Annotated in this window: 13 protein-coding genes; all 13 read left to right on the forward strand. The window is 68.0% G+C overall.

Annotated features, from left to right (window positions below; all coding sequences use genetic code 11):
- Nucleotides 1–3: 3 nt before the first annotated feature.
- The 13 genes from murD to KAJ83_RS12050 all read left to right on the forward strand — a co-directional run bounded on the left by murD (nt 4) and on the right by KAJ83_RS12050 (nt 18,096).
- Entirely contained in the window at nt 4–1,410 is a 1,407-nt protein-coding gene (gene murD, locus KAJ83_RS11990; RefSeq protein WP_210682312.1) for a UDP-N-acetylmuramoyl-L-alanine--D-glutamate ligase, read from the forward strand.
- A complete protein-coding gene (locus KAJ83_RS11995; protein ID WP_210682313.1) occupies nt 1,410–2,525 on the forward strand; it encodes an FtsW/RodA/SpoVE family cell cycle protein in 1,116 nt (371 codons plus the stop codon). The genes murD and KAJ83_RS11995 overlap by 1 nt, the downstream gene beginning before the upstream one ends.
- Nucleotides 2,522–3,652: an undecaprenyldiphospho-muramoylpentapeptide beta-N-acetylglucosaminyltransferase gene (gene murG / locus KAJ83_RS12000; RefSeq protein ID WP_210682314.1), complete on the forward strand. Its 1,131-nt coding sequence runs from the start codon at nt 2,522–2,524 to the stop codon at nt 3,650–3,652. Before KAJ83_RS11995 ends, murG begins: the two co-directional genes overlap by 4 nt.
- Nucleotides 3,649–5,070 carry a UDP-N-acetylmuramate--L-alanine ligase gene (murC, locus tag KAJ83_RS12005; RefSeq protein WP_210682315.1) on the forward strand — a complete coding sequence of 474 codons (1,422 nt, stop codon included), beginning with the start codon at nt 3,649–3,651 and terminating at the stop codon, nt 5,068–5,070. The genes murG and murC overlap by 4 nt, the downstream gene beginning before the upstream one ends.
- Entirely contained in the window at nt 5,070–6,011 is a 942-nt protein-coding gene (gene murB, locus KAJ83_RS12010; protein ID WP_210682499.1) for a UDP-N-acetylmuramate dehydrogenase, read from the forward strand. Before murC ends, murB begins: the two co-directional genes overlap by 1 nt.
- Nucleotides 6,008–6,907: a cell division protein FtsQ/DivIB gene (locus tag KAJ83_RS12015; protein ID WP_210682316.1), complete on the forward strand. Its 900-nt coding sequence runs from the start codon at nt 6,008–6,010 to the stop codon at nt 6,905–6,907. The genes murB and KAJ83_RS12015 overlap by 4 nt, the downstream gene beginning before the upstream one ends.
- Before the next feature lie 76 nt (nt 6,908–6,983).
- Nucleotides 6,984–8,222: a cell division protein FtsA gene (gene ftsA, locus KAJ83_RS12020; RefSeq protein WP_210682317.1), complete on the forward strand. Its 1,239-nt coding sequence runs from the start codon at nt 6,984–6,986 to the stop codon at nt 8,220–8,222.
- A gap of 165 nt (nt 8,223–8,387) precedes the next feature.
- Nucleotides 8,388–10,262, forward strand: coding sequence for a cell division protein FtsZ (gene ftsZ, locus KAJ83_RS12025; RefSeq protein ID WP_210682318.1), 1,875 nt, complete (start codon nt 8,388–8,390; stop codon nt 10,260–10,262).
- A 586-nt stretch (nt 10,263–10,848) separates the two neighbouring features.
- Nucleotides 10,849–11,820 (forward strand): UDP-3-O-acyl-N-acetylglucosamine deacetylase, encoded by a 972-nt coding sequence (gene lpxC, locus KAJ83_RS12030; RefSeq protein WP_210682319.1) that lies wholly within the window; start codon nt 10,849–10,851, stop codon nt 11,818–11,820.
- A gap of 226 nt (nt 11,821–12,046) precedes the next feature.
- Entirely contained in the window at nt 12,047–12,886 is an 840-nt protein-coding gene (locus tag KAJ83_RS12035; protein ID WP_379786709.1) for an outer membrane protein assembly factor BamD, read from the forward strand.
- A 23-nt stretch (nt 12,887–12,909) separates the two neighbouring features.
- A complete protein-coding gene (gene recN, locus KAJ83_RS12040) occupies nt 12,910–14,580 on the forward strand; it encodes a DNA repair protein RecN (protein ID WP_210682321.1) in 1,671 nt (556 codons plus the stop codon).
- Nucleotides 14,577–16,757: an NAD-dependent DNA ligase LigA gene (gene ligA, locus KAJ83_RS12045; protein ID WP_343221994.1), complete on the forward strand. Its 2,181-nt coding sequence runs from the start codon at nt 14,577–14,579 to the stop codon at nt 16,755–16,757. The genes recN and ligA overlap by 4 nt, the downstream gene beginning before the upstream one ends.
- 46 nt (nt 16,758–16,803) lie before the next feature.
- On the forward strand, nt 16,804–18,096 hold the full coding sequence (locus KAJ83_RS12050; RefSeq protein WP_210682322.1) for a S8 family serine peptidase: 1,293 nt from the start codon (nt 16,804–16,806) through the stop codon (nt 18,094–18,096).
- Nucleotides 18,097–18,098: the final 2 nt, after the last annotated feature.

Consider the following 18,098-nt stretch of genomic DNA (forward strand, 5'->3'; position numbering starts at 1 on the left):
GCCATGACGATTCCGGTCGACATCTTCCGCGGACAACGCACGCAGATCCTGGGCATGGCACGCTCGGGACTGGCGGCGGCGCGCGCGCTCCGGGAGGGCGCGGCGGAAGTGCTGTGCTGGGACGATTCCGAGGCCGGCCGCGCGGCGGCGGAGGGCGCGGGCTTCCCGCTGGCCGATCCGACCCGCCCCGGCGGCTTCCAGGATGTGGCCGCCCTGATCCCCGCGCCGGGCATCCCGCTGACGCATCCCGCCCCCCACCCCGCGATCGCCAAGGCCAAGGCGGAAGGCGTGCCGGTCCTGGGCGATGTGGAACTTCTGCTGCGCCAGAAAGCCGGAACGCCCGCGATCGGCATCACGGGCACCAACGGCAAATCCACGACGACGGCACTGATCGGCCATATGCTGACGGTGGCCGGGCACCGGGCGGAGGTCGGCGGCAATCTGGGCACGGCCGCGCTGGCGCTCGCGCCGCTGGAGTCCGGCGAGGGGGCCTATGTCCTGGAGATGTCCTCCTACCAGCTCGATCTGATCGACCGGGGGGCCTTCGATATCGGCGTCTTCCTCAATGTGACGCCGGATCATCTCGACCGGCACGGCGGGCTGGATGGCTATATCGCCGCGAAGCGCCGGATGTTCCGCAACGACAAGCCGGGCGGCGTGGCGATCGTCGCGGTCGACGACGCGCATACGCGCCGTCTGGCCGCGGATCTGGTCGCCGCCGGCACCCGGCGACTGATTCCGGTTTCGGCCGAGCGTCCCTGTCCCGGCGGCGTCCATATCGACGGCGCGAAGGCGACACTGATCGACGATATCGACGGCGCGGCGCGCGCGGTGCTCCCGCTTGCCGATTGTCCGGCGCTGCCCGGGCGTCACAACTGGCAGAACGCGGTCGCGGCCTATGCCGCCTGCCGGATGATGGGCCTCGACGCGGCGCAGGCGGCCGCCGGGCTCAAGAGTTTCCCCGGCCTCGCCCATCGGCAGGAACGGGTCGGCCGGCTGGCCGGCGCGCTCTGCATCAATGATTCCAAGGCCACCAATGTCGAGGCGGCGGCGAAGGCGCTGGCCTCCTACGACCGCATCTACTGGATCGCGGGCGGACGCGCGAAGGAGGGCGGTTTCGATGCCCTGCCGGCGCATCTGGGCGCGGTCCGGCATGCCTTCCTGATCGGCGAGGCGGCGGACGCGCTCGACGCGGTGCTCTCCGCGCACGTTCCGACCACGCGCTCCGGCGATCTGGAGACGGCGGTCGCGCAGGCTTCCACCCTGGCAGGTGAGGAAGGGGGCACGGGCGCGGCGATTCTATTGTCGCCGGCCTGTGCCTCCTTCGATCAGTTCAAGGATTTCGAGCAGCGCGGCGACGCCTTCCGGGCAATCGTCGCCCGCCTCGCCGATCAAGAGGGGGGGGCGTAATGGCGATCGCACGCAACGATACCTCCGTCCTCGGCCGCTGGTGGTGGACCGTCGACCGCTGGACGCTTGCCGCGTTGGTGGCGCTGGCGGCGGTCGGCATGATCCTCACCGTCACCGCGAGCCCGCCGGTGGCGGAGCGCATCGGGGCCGACCCCTTCTATTTCGCGCGCAAGCAGGGTGTACTGCTGCTGCCCGCGCTCGCCATCATGCTGACGGTCTCGCTGGCGGATCTGCGGCTGGTGCGCCGCGTGGCGGTCGCGATGCTGGGGGGCAGCCTGCTGCTGTTGGCCGGCACGCTGCTATTCGGCGCGGAAATCAAGGGCGCGACGCGCTGGGTCTCCATCGCCGGCTTTACCGTGCAGCCGAGCGAGTTCGTGAAGCCCGCCTTCGCCGTCGTCGGCGCCTGGATGTTCTCGGCCCAGAGACTGGGCGAGGAAATCCCCGGCTTCGTCATCGCGACCGGCCTCTATGCCCTGGTACTGACGCTATTGCTGTTGCAGCCGGATGTCGGACAGGCGGCCGTTCTCTCCGCCATCTGGTTCACGCAATTCTTCCTGGCCGGCCTGCCGATGGCCGCCGTGATCGCCATGGCGGGGCTGGGTGCCGCCGGCATGGTCGCGGCCTATTTCGCCTTCCCGCATGTACAAAGCCGCATCGACCGGTTCCTGGACCCGGGCCTGGGGGACAGCTACCAGATCGACCGCGCGATGGAGGCCTTCTCCGCCGGCGGCGTCTTCGGGCGTGGCCCCGGCCAGGGCACGGTGAAGACCGTGTTGCCGGACGGGCATGCCGATTTCATCTTCGCCGTCGCGGGCGAGGAATTCGGGCTCATCGCCTGCCTCGTCATCGTCGCGATCTTCGCCTTCGTGGTGCTGCGCGGCTTCGCCCGCGTGCTGCACGACAACGACCTGTTCGTCGTGTTGGCCGCGACGGGCCTGCTGATGCAGTTCGGATTGCAGGCGCTGATCAACATGGCATCCACGCTGAGCCTGATCCCGACCAAGGGCATGACCCTGCCTTTCATTTCCTATGGCGGTTCCTCGCTGATCGCGCTGGCGGTCGGCATGGGGATGCTGCTGGCGTTAACCCGCAAGCGGCCGGGAGTAATGGGATGAGCGGAAACAAGGCAATCGCGCTCGCCACCGGCGGTACCGGCGGCCATGTCTTCCCGGCCCAGGCGCTGGCGGAGGAACTGGGCGCGCGCGGCTATCGGCTGATGCTGATCACGGACCGGCGCGGCGATATCTATGGCGGGCCGCTGGGCGCGCTGGAAACGCATACGATCCGCGCGGCCGGCGTCTCGGGTCAGGGATTCGGCGCGCGCCTCGGCGCGGCGGTGCAGCTCGGCCTCGGCTATTTCCAGGCGCGCAGGCTACTGCGCGAACTGGCGCCGGCGGCGGTGGTCGGTTTCGGCGGGTACCCCTCCGTGCCGACGATGATGGCCGCGAGCCACCTGAAGCTCCGCACCGCGATCCACGAGCAGAACGCCATATTGGGCCGCGCCAACCGGCTGCTGGCCCCGCGCGTGCGGCGCATCGCGCTCAGTTTCGAGCGCACCGCCGATCTGCGCGAGGCCGATCAGAAACGCAGCCTCTGGACCGGCAACCCGGTTCGCCCGGAGATCGCGGCGATCGCGGCGCAATCCTATCCCTCCATCGAGGCCGGGCAGGCGATCCGCCTGTTGATCACCGGCGGCAGCCAAGGCGCCCAGATCCTCGGGGAAACCGTCCCGGCCGCGATCGGCAGCCTGCCGGAGGAGATGCGCAAGCGTCTGCGCATCTCCCAGCAGGTGCGCGCGGAACAATTGGAATTCGTCACCGACGCCTATCGCACCGCGGGCATCGCGGCGGATGTCCGGGCCTTCTTCGACGACATGCCGAAGCGGCTGGGCGAGGCGCATTTGTTGATCGCGCGCGCCGGCGCCTCGACCACGGCGGAGCTGACCTGCGTCGGCCGGCCGGCGATCCTGATCCCCTACCCCTACGCGGTGGACGACCATCAGACGGCGAATGCCGCGCGGCTGTGCGACGACGGCGGTGCCTGGATGATCCCCCAGAAGGATCTGACACCCGATGCCCTCGCGGACCGGTTGATGCAGTTGCTGGCCAAGCCGGAGGTATTGACCGCCGCCGGTGCCGCCGCCGCGCGCATCGGCATGCCGGAAGCGACGCGCAATCTGGCCGACATGGTCGCCGGGCTGGTCGACGACGCGGAAAAGAACCAGGGAGGAACCGGCTCATGATGCGCATGCCGCTTACCATCGGCCGGATGCATTTCGTCGGGATCGGCGGCATCGGCATGTCCGGAATCGCGGAGGTCATGAAGAACCTCGGCTATGACGTCTCCGGCTCGGACATGAGCGAGAACGCCAACGTCAAGCGCCTGCGCGGCCTGGGCATCCCGGTCGCGATCGGCCATGACGCCGCCAATGTCGAAGGCGCGGCGGTCGTCGTCGTCTCGACCGCGGTCAAGCGCACCAACCCGGAGGTCGCGGCCGCGCGGGAGAACATGATCCCCGTCGTCCGCCGGGCCGAGATGCTGGCCGAGCTGATGCGCCTGAAATGGTCGATCTCGATCGCGGGCACGCACGGCAAGACCACGACCACCTCGCTGGTCGCCCAAATGCTGGACAGCGCCGACCTCGACCCGACCGTCATCAATGGCGGCATCATCAACGCCTACGGAACCAACGCGCGCCTCGGCCGGGGTGATTGGCTGGTGGCGGAAGCGGACGAGAGCGACGGCACCTTCATCAAGCTGCCGGCGACGGTCGCGGTCGTCACCAATATCGATCCGGAGCATATGGATCACTATGGCGATTTCGACACCCTGCGCGCCGCCTTCCGGACCTTCATCGACAACCTGCCCTTCTATGGCTTCGCCATGGTCTGCCTCGACCATCCGGAGGTACAGGCGCTGATCGGCCGAATCGAGGACCGTCGCCTCATTACCTACGGATTCAGTCCCCAGGCCGAAGTGCGGGGCGAGAATCTGTGCGCCGACCCGACCGGACTCACCTTCGACGTGGCGCTCGCCATCCGGGGGCACGCGCCGCGCCGGATCGAGGGGCTGAAGCTTCCGATGCATGGCGACCACAATGTCCAGAACGCGCTCGCCGCCATCGGTGTCGCGGTGGAGATGGGGATCGACGATGCGACCATCGCCAAGGCGCTGGCCGCCTTCGGCGGGGTGAAGCGGCGCTTCACCCGCACCGGCGAATGGCACGGCGTCACCGTGATCGACGATTACGGGCACCATCCGGTGGAGATCGCCGCCGTTCTGCGCGCCGCCCGTCAGGCGACGGAGCGCGAGGTGATCGCGGTCGTCCAACCGCACCGCTATAGCCGCCTGCACAATCTGTTCGAGGATTTCTGCACCTGTTTCAACGACGCCGACCGGGTGATCGTGACCCCGGTCTATGCCGCCGGCGAGGACCCGGTCGAAGGGGCGGATCGCGATTCCCTGGCCGCCGGCCTGAAGGCGCGCGGCCATCGCGGGGTCGCCACCGTCGAGGGGCCGGAGGATCTGGCGGATCAACTGGCGCGGACCGCGAAGCCCGGCGACCTTGTCGTCTGCCTCGGCGCGGGATCTATCACGCAGTGGGCGAACGCCATGCCGGAGATGCTGGCCGCGCGCGGCGCGCCGGGAGGCGAGGCATGATGGGATTCGGTAAGCCCGCCCCCTCTCCCCGCCTGATCGATCGATTGCCGCCGGTGCGCGGGCGATTGACCGAAGGCCCGGAACTCAGCCGCGTCACCTGGTTCCGTGTCGGCGGTCCGGCGGAGGTGATGTTCAAACCGGCCGATCTGGAGGATCTTCAACGCTTCCTGATGGATTTGCCGGCGGATATCCCGGTGATGCCGCTCGGCGTGGGCTCGAACCTGCTAGTGCGCGACGGTGGCGTGCGCGGGGTGGTGCTGCGCCTCGGCGGGGATTTCGCGCGCATCGATATGAAGGAAGCGGCGGACGGCAAGGAGATCGTCGCGGGTGCCGCCGCGCTCGATGCGAATGTCGCGAAGACGGCCGCCAATCACGCATTGACCGGTCTGGAATTCTTCGCCGGCATTCCGGGGACGATCGGCGGTGCCCTGCGCATGAATGCCGGCGCCTACGGCACCGAGACCAAGGATGTCCTGATCGAGGCGACGGCGCTCGACCGGACCGGAACGCTGCACCGCGTCGGGCCCGAAGAGATGGGCATGCACTATCGCCACACCGACGCCCCCGCGGACTGGATCTTCGTCGAGGGGCGCTTCCGCGCCGTGGACGGCGAGCGCGCGGATATCTTCCGCCGGATCGAGGAAATACAGCGCTCCCGCGCGGAAACGCAGCCGATCCGCACCCGTACCGGCGGCTCCACCTTCAAGAACCCGGCCGGTGGAAAGGCCTGGCAGGCGATCGACGCGGCCGGGTGCCGGGGGCTCACGGTCGGCTCCGCCCAGGTCTCGGAGCAGCATTGCAACTTCCTGATCAATACCGGCGGCGCGCGCGCGGCCGACCTTGAAACACTGGGCGAGGAGGTCCGGCGCCGCGTGCGCGAGACGAGTGGTACCGAGTTGGAATGGGAAATCAAGCGCGTGGGGGAGTCGCAGGAACGATGACCCGCAAGACCGACAAGAAGACGCGACCGAGCCTCTGGAGTCGCTTCCTGCCGGGCGGCGCGCAACCGGCCAAGCCCGCCGCGCGACGGGACCCGCGCGGTGAACGGTGGCTCAAGGCGGCGCTCGGCGGCGGGGCCGTCCTGTGCGTGATCGGCGCGCTTGCCGGTGGCGGCTTCTGGTTCGTTCAATCGGGCGCGCTGTCGCGCATGCAGACCGCGATCGGCACCGGAATCCTCGCTTCCACCCGCGACGGCGGCCTGGCGCTGCGCGAGGTGTTCGTGGTCGGACGCAAGGAGACCGACCGCGCGGCGATCCTGGAGGCGGTCGACGGCGATATCGGCGATCCGATCCTGCGCCTCGACCCGGACGAGATTCGCGAGCGCCTCCTGGCGCTGGGTTGGATCGCGCGGGCGGAGGTGGAACGCCACCTGCCCGACACGATCGTCGTGCGCTTGATCGAACGGCGCGCGGCCGCGATCTGGCAGCATGACGGGGAATTCGCGCTGATCGACCGTCAGGGCACCGTTATCGGCGGCGAGGATGTGAGCCGGCACGGCCATCTGAAACTCGTCGTCGGAGAAGGCGCGCCGGAGGAGACGGCGCATCTGCTCGACGTGCTGGAACGCGAACCGGCCTTGCAGGCACGGGTCGTCGCCGCCGTGTGGATGGGCGAACGCCGGTGGAACCTGCGCCTCGACAACGGCGTCGATGTCCGCCTGCCGGAAGACGACCCGGCGGATGCCTGGACGCGCCTCGCACGGCTGGAGCGCGATCACGGCCTGCTGGCGCGCGCGGTCGACGCCATCGACCTGCGCCAGCCGGACCGGCTGATCGTGCGCATGACCGAGGACGGCGCCACGCAGATCCACATGCGGCGAACCGGCAAGAATACGTGACCGATCGAGATCGAACGCGCGTTGAATGACGACGCGACGGAAAGACGAAACGAAGGGTTGAGAAGGAAGCACGGCGGTGGCGACGGAACGCACCATAGCGGCGCTTGATATCGGATCGAGCAAGGTCTGCTGCTTCATCGCGAAGGTGAGCGAGGCGGGACGCATCCGCGTGACCGGCATGAGCCATCATGCCTCGGCCGGTGTTCGTGGCGGCGTTCTGGTCGATATGGAGGCCGCCTATCGCGCCGTGCTCGCCGCGGTCCACGCGGCCGAGCAGATGGCCGGCGCGACGCTGGAGGACGTGGTGGTCTCGATCGCGGGCCCACACATGACCTCGACCCAGCTCCTGCGGGAGATGGTGATCGGCGGCGGCGCCATTCGCGACCTCGACCTGCGGCGCCTGCTGCAGGATTCCCGCAATTCGGTCGACCTTCAGGACCGCATGCTGGTGCACGCGATCCCCGCCGGCTATTCGGTCGACGGCAGCCCGCTGCTGCGCGAGCCGCGCGGCATGCACGGCCAGACCCTGGGCGTGAAAATGCATCTGGTCACCGCCAACCGCGCGGCCGTCCAGAATATCGCGACCTGCATCTCGCGCTGCCATTTGAACGTCTCCGATCTGGCGATCGCGCCCTATGCCGCCGGTCTCTCCGCCCTTGTCGAGGACGAGAAGGATTTGGGCTCCCTGGTCATCGACATGGGCGGCGGGACGACAAGTTTCTGCGTCTTCTACGAAGGGGCCGCCGTTCATGCGGACAGCGTTCCGATCGGCGGGCACCATGTGACCTCCGATATCGCACGCGGCCTCGCCACGCCGGTCAACCACGCCGAGCGCCTCAAGACCCTCTACGGCAGCGCGGTTCCGGCCGCCTCCGACGATCGCGAACTGCTCGACGCCCCGCAAGTCGGCGAAGAGGACGACGCCTCATCCAACCGCGTGCCGAAAAGCTTCCTGGTCTCGATCATCCAAGCGCGGATCGAGGAGACCTTCGAACTGGTCAAGCGCCGGCTGGATACCTCCGGCGTGGCCGGATTGGCCGGACAACGCGTCGTGCTGACCGGCGGAGCCAGCCAGCTTCCCGGCGTTCGGGACGTTGCGGCCCGGGCGCTGGGCAAGCAGGTGCGGCTCGGCCGGCCGCTCGGCATCGCGGGTCTGGCCGAGGCGACGGGCGGTCCCGCCTTCGCCACGGCGGCGGGCCTGCTGCATTTCGCGGTCGACGATCGCGGCGAGGCGCGCAGCGCCACCGTGCCGCCGTCCGGTCCGCAAACGGGCTTCCTGGCCCGCATGGGGGGGTGGTTTCGTGAGAACTTCTGAACCGCTTTTCCGCCCCGCCACGAATTCATGCCGCGCGCCCGCCGGGCCGCGGCGACCGAGGTCCCGCCCGCCCGTCCAGCGGCGCGGTGAACCGGGGGAATCGTCGCCTGTCCGGCGGCTTTCTCCCCGCATCCTGGCTCTGGTAGACTCGAAAGGAGGTCAGCCATGACGATAAAGATTCAAGCCCCAACGATGGAGGGGGACTTGCAGCCCAGAATTGTCGTCGTCGGCGTCGGTGGCGCCGGCGGCAACGCCGTGAACAACATGATCCGCTCCAACCTGGAGGGGGTCGAGTTCATCGTCGCCAACACCGATGCCCAGGCGCTCAAGCAGTCGGAGGCGGATCGCAAGATTCAACTCGGCGCGACGGTGACCAAGGGGCTCGGCGCCGGCGCGCGTCCCGATATCGGCCGTGACGCGGCGTTGGAGAGCATGGAGGAGATGCTCGACCACCTGCAGGGCGCCAACATGGTGTTCATCACCGCCGGCATGGGCGGCGGCACCGGCACGGGCGCCGCGCCCGTGATCGCCGAGGCCGCGCGCGAGGCCGGCCTGTTGACCGTCGGCGTGGTAACGCGGCCCTTCCATTTCGAGGGCGTGCACCGCATGAAGGCGGCCGAACAGGGCATCACCGAGCTGCAACAGTTCGTCGACACCCTGATCATCATCCCGAACCAGAACCTGTTCCGGGTCGCCAACGAGAAAACGACCTTCGCGGACGCCTTCAAGATGGCGGACGACGTGCTCTATTCCGGCGTGCGCGGCGTCACCGACCTGATGGTCATGCCGGGCCTGATCAATCTCGACTTCGCCGATATCCGCACGGTGATGGGCGAGATGGGCAAGGCCATGATGGGCACCGGCGAGGCCGAGGGCGAGAACCGCGCCATCGTCGCTTCCGAGAGCGCCATCTCGAACCCGCTGCTGGAGGATGTGTCGATGAAGGGCGCGCGCGGCGTGCTGATCAACATCACCGGCGGGGCTGACATGACACTGTTCGAGGTCGACGAGGCCGCGAACCGCATCCGCGAGGAAGTCGACGCCGACGCCAACATCATCTTCGGCTCCACCTTCGATGAGTCACTGGACGGCATGATGCGTGTCTCCGTCGTCGCCACCGGCATCGAGGGCGAGGCCTATCAGGGTTTGCCGCGCAAGCAGGCGACGTCCACCCCGTTGCGTGGCCGCGCCCAAACGGCTCCCGCCGCGACGCCCGAGGACACCCCCGCGGAGATCGCCGCCGAAGCGGAAAGCGGCGAGGAGCCCTCCGCCGAGTCGATCGAGGTCGCCGAGATCGATCCCAGCGGCGGCGCCGCGAACGAAACCATCGCCACGCCCGAGGAGGCGCCGAACGGGGAGGCCACCACCTCCGCCGCGCACGGCGAGGGAACGCATGTCGCCGAGACCACCGGCGAGCGGGCGGAAGCCGTATCCGGCGAGGAACAGGGCGCGGCCGAGCATCCGGCGGAAGCGCCCCGGGAAGCGGCTCTCTTCCCGATGGATGACGACGAGACGCCCCCCGCGCGGGCGGAGCACGCGGACCATGCCCGTCCGGCGGCTCCCGCGTCGGCGCCCCCCGCATCGACGCGCCACAAGGCGGAGGGCGCACCCGAGCCGGTACGCCCGCGCGATGCCTTCATCCCGCCTCAGGCATCCCGGCCGGAGGAGATGAAGGGCGCGCGGCCGCAATCCTCCCGGGCCGATGCCTTCGCCGAAGCCGCCATGGCCAATGGCAGCGGCCGCGAGGCAAGCAAACCGAAGCCGAAAGCCGGCCTGTTCAGCCGCATGACCGGACTTGGCCTCGGGGCGCGCGGGGAGGAACAGGACGCCCGGCCCGCCCCACGCGCGGCCGCCCAGGCGAGCGAGCCGACCCTCCTGAAGCGGCCGGACGGCCAGACGCCGCGGCAAGCCGTGGCCACGGAACGGGCCCAGCCCGCCGAATCGGCGCGCGCGGAACCGGAGGCCAAGGAACAGGCCCCGACCCGGGCCGACGAGGAGATGCTGGAGATTCCGGCCTTCCTGCGTCGTCAGGCGAATTGACGACACGACGCGTGGCGACCGCCGCCACGGGTCCGCCCGCGAGGGCGTGAAACATCGGAGCCAGGACCGGTACGGCCGCCCCTCGACAGGGGCGGCCGAACTGGTTTGAAGGCTAGCCAGGCCCCCCGAACCACCCCCAGGAAATCCAGGCGGAACAACATCATGAAGTCGCTTGAATTCATGGACATCCCAAGGACATATTGGAGTTCCGTAAATTTACGTGCAGTGCAACATTCCGTAACACTATTTGATTTGAGAGCTTGAGGCCCCGTTGCTACATCAGCAATTGCTGGATAAGCGGATTGGCAAGAACAACGATTTCGCGCTCCGGCACAAGAGTGGTTTCGAGGGGCAAATAGCGCGATAGACGTCCACCGTTCGTTCGGGCCGGCACCGATCGTCCTCATTGAGGATCGGCGGCGATTCCGGCGAAAACCGGACGATGGGGCGACGGAAACAAGGTGATCGCGCGTTCAATCCCCCGGTCGTGGCATGCATGCCACGACGTACAGGTAAGGCGGCACCGTTTCACGGATGACGCATCGCTAGGGTCGTATTAGGTGTGGGGACGATGATGCTTGACGGAATGAGCGAAGAGACGAACCGGCTCGATACGCGTTGGGTATCGCCGAGCGGCATGCTCTCCGATCAAGTGCGCACCGGCGGCGTCGACAATACCGCGCAAACCACCCTAAAGGCTCCGATCGACTGTAGCGGCATCGGTCTGCATAGTGGCGAGCAAGTCGGCATGACCCTCTGCCCCGCCGAGCCCGATACGGGAATCGTCTTCCGCCGGATCGACCTCAAGAATGGCGCGCGCGACATCCCGGCGCGCTTCGACGCGGTCTGCGACACGCGGTTGTGCACCACGCTGACGAACGATCATGGCAGCCGGGTCGCCACGGTGGAGCATCTGATGGCGGCCTTCGCCGGCTGCGGTATCGACAACGCCATCGTAGAACTCGACGCTCCGGAAGTTCCCGTCATGGACGGCAGCAGCGAGCCCTTCGTCTTCCTGATCGAGTGCACCGGCGTGGTGCGGCAGAAGGCCACGCGCCGGGTGTTGCGCATCGACCGTCCGGTTGCGATCGAGGACGGCGCGTCGCGCGCGGCGCTGGAACCCGCCGACGGCTTCACCATCGGGCTCGACATCGAATTCCAGAGCCGCGCTATCGGCCGTCAGGAACTTTTCCTGGAAGTCACGCCGGACACCTTCCGGGACCAGATCGCCCGGGCGCGTACCTTCGGCTTCCTTCATGAGGTGGAGGCCATGCGCAAGGCGGGGCTTGGCCTTGGCGGCAGTCTCGAAAACGCGGTGGTCGTCGACGGCGATCGGGTCATCAACGAGGACGGGCTGCGCTTCGAGGACGAGTTCGTTCGTCACAAGGTGTTGGATTGTATCGGCGACATGGCCCTGGCCGGCCATTCGTTGCGGGGACATCTGCGCGGCCGTCGCTGTGGACATGCGATCAACAACCGCCTCCTGCGCGCGCTGTTCGCCGACAAGGACAATTACGCGCTGGTTCCGGCGACCGACCTGGCCGTCTCGCCGTCCTAGTTCCCCCGCCTTCCCCGCATCGCTTCCCTGTCGTCGCCGGGCCATTCGCCTCCGCGTACCGGTCCGTTTTGGGAGCGATCCCCCGGGTGATCTTGCCGATTCCCCATCATTCGATCGTCGTTCGGGTCCCATCCCCCCTTTTCCGATGGGCGCCAAGGCACTATGACATGGGAATGGCTGACCTGTTGCAGCATGGCCCGACCACGGCATTCCGGTGATGCGTCCGATGACGAGCGAAAGCGTCCCTCGCCCCGCCCTCCGCGCTCTGCGCGCCGCCCTGATCGGGATCGCGGCGCTCGGCCTGCTAGCGGCCTGTTCGAGCGACGAGGAACCGAAATATGTCGAGCGTCCGGTGGAGGAACTCTACAACGAGGCGCTCGACCAACTGGAAGCCGAGAATTTCGAGGACGCGGTGACCGCCTTCGAGGAGGTGGATCGCCAACATCCTTATTCCGTCTGGGCGACGAAGGCCCAGCTCATGACGGCCTATACGCATTATCTCGCCGATGAATATGACGAGGCCATCATCGCTCTCGACCGCTTCACCGACCTGCACCCCGGGAACCGGGACATTGGCTATGCCTATTACCTGCGCGCCATCAGCTATTACGAACAGATCGTCGATGTGCAACGTGACCAACGGGTGACCAAGTTGGCGCTCGATTCGTTGCAGCAGGTGGTGCAACGCTTCCCCAATTCGGAATATTCGCGCGACGCCGCGCTGAAGATCGACCTGACGCGCGACCACCTTGCGGGCAAGGAGATGGCTATCGGCCGCTACTATCAGCGCCGGGACGAGCAACTGGCCGCCATCAACCGCTTCCGAACAGTGATCGAGGAATATCAAACGACCACCCACGTTCCAGAGGCGCTGCACCGGCTGGTCGAATGCTATATCGCGCTCGGCATCACGCAGGAAGCACAGACGGCCGCCGCCGTTCTCGGTCATAATTTCCCAGGCAGCACCTGGTATCGTGATTCCTACGCCCTGCTGGAGGGCAAGGATCTCGCGGCGGACCCCTCGACGAATTCCTGGCTTCGATCCGCCTGGAACTGGATTTTCTAGGCCGGAGGCCGAACCGAACGCGCATGCTGAGCGACCTCTCAATCCGTGATGTGGTGCTGATCGACCGGCTCGATCTCGACTTCGGATCGGGTCTCGCGGTATTGACGGGCGAGACGGGGGCCGGGAAATCCATCCTGCTCGATTCGCTGGGCCTCGCGCTCGGCCGGCGTGGCGACGCGCGGCTGGTGCGCCCGGACGCCGACCGCGCGACGGTCGTTGCCGGCTTCGCCCCGCCGGAGGGGCACCCCGTATGGGCCCTGTTGGCGGAACATGAGATCGAGCCGGAGGACCGTCTGACCCTCAAGCGCGTACTGTCGGCCGACGGACGCAGCAAGGCTTTCATCAATGACGCGCCCTGCGGCGTCGGCCTGTTGAAGCAGGTCGGCGAGACGCTGGTCGAGATTCAGGGCCAGTTCGACCAACAGGGCCTGATGGATTCGGCCACGCATATCCGGCTGCTCGATAGCTATGGCCGGCTGGACGACGCCCGCGCCCGAACGAAGGAAGCGCACGGCATCTGGCGCGCGGCCATGAAGAAGCTGGAGGATGCCCGCGCCGGCGCCGCCCAGGCCCGCGCGGAGGAGGAATTTCTGCGCTTCTCGGTGGAGGAACTCGACCAACTGGCCCCGAAGCCGGGGGAGGAAGCCGACCTCGCGGCCAAGCGCACGATGCTTCAAAACGCCGAACAGATCGTGGAAGCGCTGACCGCCGCGCTGGAGGAGATCGGCGGCGGCGAAGGCGCGGAAAGCCGTGTAGGCGCGGCGCAACGCACGCTCGACCGGGTCGCGGCGAAGGCGGAGGGCCGCCTTGATCCGGCGCTGGCCGCGCTCGACCGGGCGTCGGTCGAGATCGAGGAGGCGCTCGCCGCCCTCAACCGCGCGGGCGCGGAGATGGATGGCGGCGACAGCGACGTGGAGACGATCGAGGAGCGTCTCTTCGCGCTGCGCGATGTGGCGCGCAAGCATAAGGTGGAAGTCGACGCCCTGCCCGCCCTGCGCGACACCCTGGGAGAGCGGCTCTCCCTCCTCGACGCCGGGGAGGAGCGGATCGCCGCGCTGGATAAAGAAGCCGCCCGCACCCGCGAGGCCTATCTGGAGGCGGCGCGGACACTTTCCGAGGACCGGCGCCGGACGGCGGAGGCACTGGACCGCGCGGTCAACGCGGAACTGCCGCCGCTGAAGCTGGAGAAAGCCCGGTTCGAAACGCAGCAGGACATGCTGGACGAGAGCGCCTGGGGCCCCCGCGGCATCGACAAGGTCGCCTTCCGGGTCCAGACCAACCCGGGCATGCCGGCCGGGCCGCTCGACAAGATCGCGTCCGGCGGGGAACTGAGCCGCTTCCTGTTGGCGATCAAGGTCTGTCTGGCCGAGGTCGGTACCATCCCGACCCTCGTCTTCGACGAGGTGGATAGCGGCGTCGGCGGTGCCACCGCCGCCGCGGTGGGGGAGCGCCTGGACCGTCTGGCCCGGCGCGTTCAACTGCTGGTCGTCACCCACAGCCCGCAGGTCGCCGCCCGTGGCGCCGACCATTGGCGCGTGGCCAAGGCGGAGCGCGACGGCCATATGTCGACCGCCGTGGAACGTCTGTCGGACGAACAGCGCCGCGAGGAGATTGCCCGCATGCTTTCCGGCGCCGAAATCACGGACGAGGCCCGGGCCGCCGCCGACCGACTGCGCGAGGGAGTGCGGGCGTGAGCGGCAAGCCATCCGAGAAACCCGTCGACGCATTGAGCGAAGCGGAGGCGCGTAAGGAACTCGCCCGGCTGGCGATGGAGATCGGCCATCACGACGCCCTCTATTTCCAGGAGGACGCGCCGGAAATCCCCGACGCCGATTATGACGCGCTGCGCCAGCGGAATCTGGCGATCGAGGAACGCTTCCCCACCCTGAAGCGCGCCGACAGCCCGTCCGAGCGCGTCGGCGTCAAGGTGAAGAGCGGCTTCGGCAAGATCCGCCACGCGATCCCGATGCTCTCTCTCGGCAATGCCTTCGCGGACGCGGATGTCGAGGAATTCGTGGAGCGGGTGCGCCGGTTCCTCGGCCTCGGCGCGGAGGAGGAGGTCGCCGTCCTGGCGGAGCCGAAGATCGACGGGCTTTCCGCCAATCTGCGCTATGAGGGCGGGCGTCTCGTCCATGCCGCGACACGCGGCGACGGCGCGGAGGGAGAGGACGTCACCCGCAACATGCTGACCCTCGACGACGTGCCGGAAAGCCTGCCGGGCCGCGACTGGCCCGAGGTTCTGGAGGTGCGCGGCGAGGTCTATATGCGCAAGTCCGATTTCCTCGCCCTCAACGCGCGGCAAGAGGAACGCGGCAACAAGGTCTTCGCCAATCCGCGCAATGCCGCCGCCGGCAGCCTGCGCCAACTCGACCCCAAGATCACGGCGGACCGGCCGCTGCATTTCTTCGGCTATGCCTGGGGCGAGGTCGGCCGCGCGCTGGGCGAAACGCAAGACGAGGCGCGCCGGACGCTCGAAGGTCTGGGTTTCACGCTGAACGAGCCCGCGCGCCTGTGCCGAACGGTCGCCGAGATGCTCGACCACTATCGCGAGATCGAACGGACGCGCGCCGCGTTGGAATTCGATATCGACGGCGTCGTTTATAAGGTCAACCGCCTCGACTGGCAGCAGCGGTTGGGGCAGGTCAGCCGCGCGCCGCGCTGGGCCATCGCCCACAAGTTCGCCGCCGAGAAGGCGGAAACCCTGGTCAAGGACATCACCATCCAGGTCGGCCGCACCGGCGCCCTGACCCCCGTCGCCAATCTGGAGCCGGTGACGGTCGGCGGCGTGGTGGTCAGCCGCGCGACCCTGCATAACCAGGACGAGATCGAGCGTCTGGGCGTCAAGATCGGCGACAAGGTGCGTATCCAGCGCGCGGGCGACGTGATCCCCCAGGTGCTGGAAGTGACCGAGGACGGCGGCGGGGAATCCTATCGCTTCCCCGACAAGTGTCCGGTCTGCGCCAGCGACGTGGAGCGCGAGGAAGGCGAGGTCGTCTGGCGCTGCACCGGCGGACTGATCTGCGATGCACAGGCGGTCGAGCGTCTGAAGCATTTCGTCAGCCGCGACGCCTTCGATATCGAAGGCATGGGCACCAAGGTGATCGAGGAATTCTGGACCGACGGGTTGATCAAGGAGCCGGCCGATATCTTCCGTCTGGCCCCCCATGCCGAGGCGATCAAGGGACGCGATCGCTGGGCCGACCAGAAGGTCCGCAACCTGCTGGAGGCGATCGAGGACCGGCGGGAAATTCCCCTCGACCGGTTCATCTATGCCCTCGGCATCCGCCATGTCGGGCAGACGACGGCGAAGCTTCTGGCGCGCAACTATACCTCCCTCGACGCCTGGCGCGCGGCGATGGAGAGGGTCGCGGACGAGCGCAAGGAAACCCCGGACGAGACCAAGAAGCCCGACCGCGTCGGCGAGGCCTATGCGGAACTGACCGGCATCGATACGGTCGGCATGGCGGCGGCCGACAGCCTCGCCGCCTTCTTTGGGGAGGCCCATAATCTGACCGTCCTCAACGGGCTCGCCGGGGAGCTCGACGTGACGGATGTCGCCGCCCCCGCCGCCGATGGCTCTCCCGTCGCGGGCAAGACGGTGGTCTTCACCGGCACGCTGGAGAAGATGACGCGCAGCGAGGCGAAGGCCCGCGCCGAATCCCTGGGCGCGAAGGTCGCGGGATCGGTGTCCAAGAAGACGGATTATGTCATTGTGGGGGCCGACGCGGGCTCGAAGGCCAAGAAGGCATCGGAACTCGGCGTCGCCACGCTGTCCGAGGACGACTGGCTCGACCTGATACAAGATAAACAAAGCGGCGAAGATCGCGATGCGGAACATAACGGGGGGAATACTCAAGGCGCGCTTCTTTAACACGGCCGTTATTCCGGTCGCGGTTATGCTTGTCTTGGGTCTGAGCATGGCCGCGACGGCCCAGGAACCGTCCGCGACGGAGAGAACCGGGCATTCCGGCTGGACCGTGCTCGAATATGACACGCAGGGCCGCGTCGTCGGAACCCGCCGTGGTTCCGTGTCGGAGGGCGCGGTGGAAGACGCGCTCCCGGACGCGGCCGCGCCGGCCCCGGATGCGCGGCCCGCGCACGAGAAGGCCGTGGAGTCCGCCGAACTCCTCGTCGCCGATCCTCCGGCGGAGGCGGAAGCAATCCTGGGGAGGTTGGGGTTCAGCTTGCTGGAACGCATCACCCTGGATGCGTTGGCGGTCGAAATGCTCCGGGTTCGCACGCCGGACGACCTGACATTGCCCGAGGCCATGCGACGCCTGCGCGAAGCGATGCCGGATGCGTTGATCGACACCAACGACCTGCTCGACCTTTCGCGGGGCGCGGGCAGAGGCGCGGGGCGGGACGCGGGCCGGGTGCAGATCGCCCAAACCCGCCAGGACTATGCCCGCGACGCCGTCGGCTGGGGGCAGGTACCGGAAAGCTGCGGCAAGGGCCTCGTCCTCGGCCAGATCGACGGCAAGGTCGACGCCAAGCATCCGGCGCTGATCGACCGGGACCTCGTCTATGAAAGCCTGATCAAGGCGGACCGCCGGGAGACGGCGGAGGATCACGGCACAGCCATCGCGATCATGCTGATCGGCAAGCCGCGCCCCGGCCGGTCCGGCGGCTTGCTGCCGGGCGCCAAACTCTATGCCGCCAATATCTTCGAATATTGGAAGGGGCGCCGTAAGGGCAATCTGGCCGCCCTGATCCGGGCGATCGATTGGTTGGTCGGCAATGGCGTGCAGGTCGCCAACCTCGCCATCGAGGGGGGCGACAATGTGCTGATGCGCATGGCGACCCACGCCGCGAGCGCGAAAGGACTGATCATGGTGGCCGCCGCCGGGAACCACGGACCGGAGGCACGCCCCGCCTGGCCGGCCGCGGCGGCGGAAAGCCTGGCTGTCACCGCGATCGACCGGGGATTGGAACTCTACCCCTTCGCCAATGCCGGGCCCTATATCGATTTCGCCGCGCCCGGCGTCGATGTCCTGACCGAGACGCCGACGGGATTGCGCCAGCAATCCGGCACCTCCATGGCCACCCCCTTCATCACCGCGATGGTGGCGCTTCATCTCGACGCCGGTTTCCCGGCCGACCCGGATAAGATCCGCGCCAGCATGAAACGTTATGCCCACGATCTGGGGGAGGAAGGACGGGACTCGCGCTTCGGCTGGGGACTGGTCAGGCTGCGGCCGAACTGTCGATAGCG

The organism is Marivibrio halodurans, assembly GCF_017963645.1.
In the GTDB taxonomy this organism is placed as follows: Bacteria; Pseudomonadota; Alphaproteobacteria; order UBA8366; family Aestuariispiraceae; genus Marivibrio; species Marivibrio halodurans.

Coding starts and splice junctions, on each gene's coding strand:
- murD (WP_210682312.1), top strand. CDS start 4: ATGACGATTCCGGTCGACATCTTCCGCGGACAACGCACGCAGATCCTG.
- KAJ83_RS11995 (WP_210682313.1), top strand. CDS start 1,410: ATGGCGATCGCACGCAACGATACCTCCGTCCTCGGCCGCTGGTGGTGG.
- murG (WP_210682314.1), top strand. CDS start 2,522: ATGAGCGGAAACAAGGCAATCGCGCTCGCCACCGGCGGTACCGGCGGC.
- murC (WP_210682315.1), top strand. CDS start 3,649: ATGATGCGCATGCCGCTTACCATCGGCCGGATGCATTTCGTCGGGATC.
- murB (WP_210682499.1), top strand. CDS start 5,070: ATGGGATTCGGTAAGCCCGCCCCCTCTCCCCGCCTGATCGATCGATTG.
- KAJ83_RS12015 (WP_210682316.1), top strand. CDS start 6,008: ATGACCCGCAAGACCGACAAGAAGACGCGACCGAGCCTCTGGAGTCGC.
- ftsZ (WP_210682318.1), top strand. CDS start 8,388: ATGACGATAAAGATTCAAGCCCCAACGATGGAGGGGGACTTGCAGCCC.
- lpxC (WP_210682319.1), top strand. CDS start 10,849: ATGAGCGAAGAGACGAACCGGCTCGATACGCGTTGGGTATCGCCGAGC.
- KAJ83_RS12035 (WP_379786709.1), top strand. CDS start 12,047: ATGACGAGCGAAAGCGTCCCTCGCCCCGCCCTCCGCGCTCTGCGCGCC.
- recN (WP_210682321.1), top strand. CDS start 12,910: ATGCTGAGCGACCTCTCAATCCGTGATGTGGTGCTGATCGACCGGCTC.
- KAJ83_RS12050 (WP_210682322.1), top strand. CDS start 16,804: ATGGCCGCGACGGCCCAGGAACCGTCCGCGACGGAGAGAACCGGGCAT.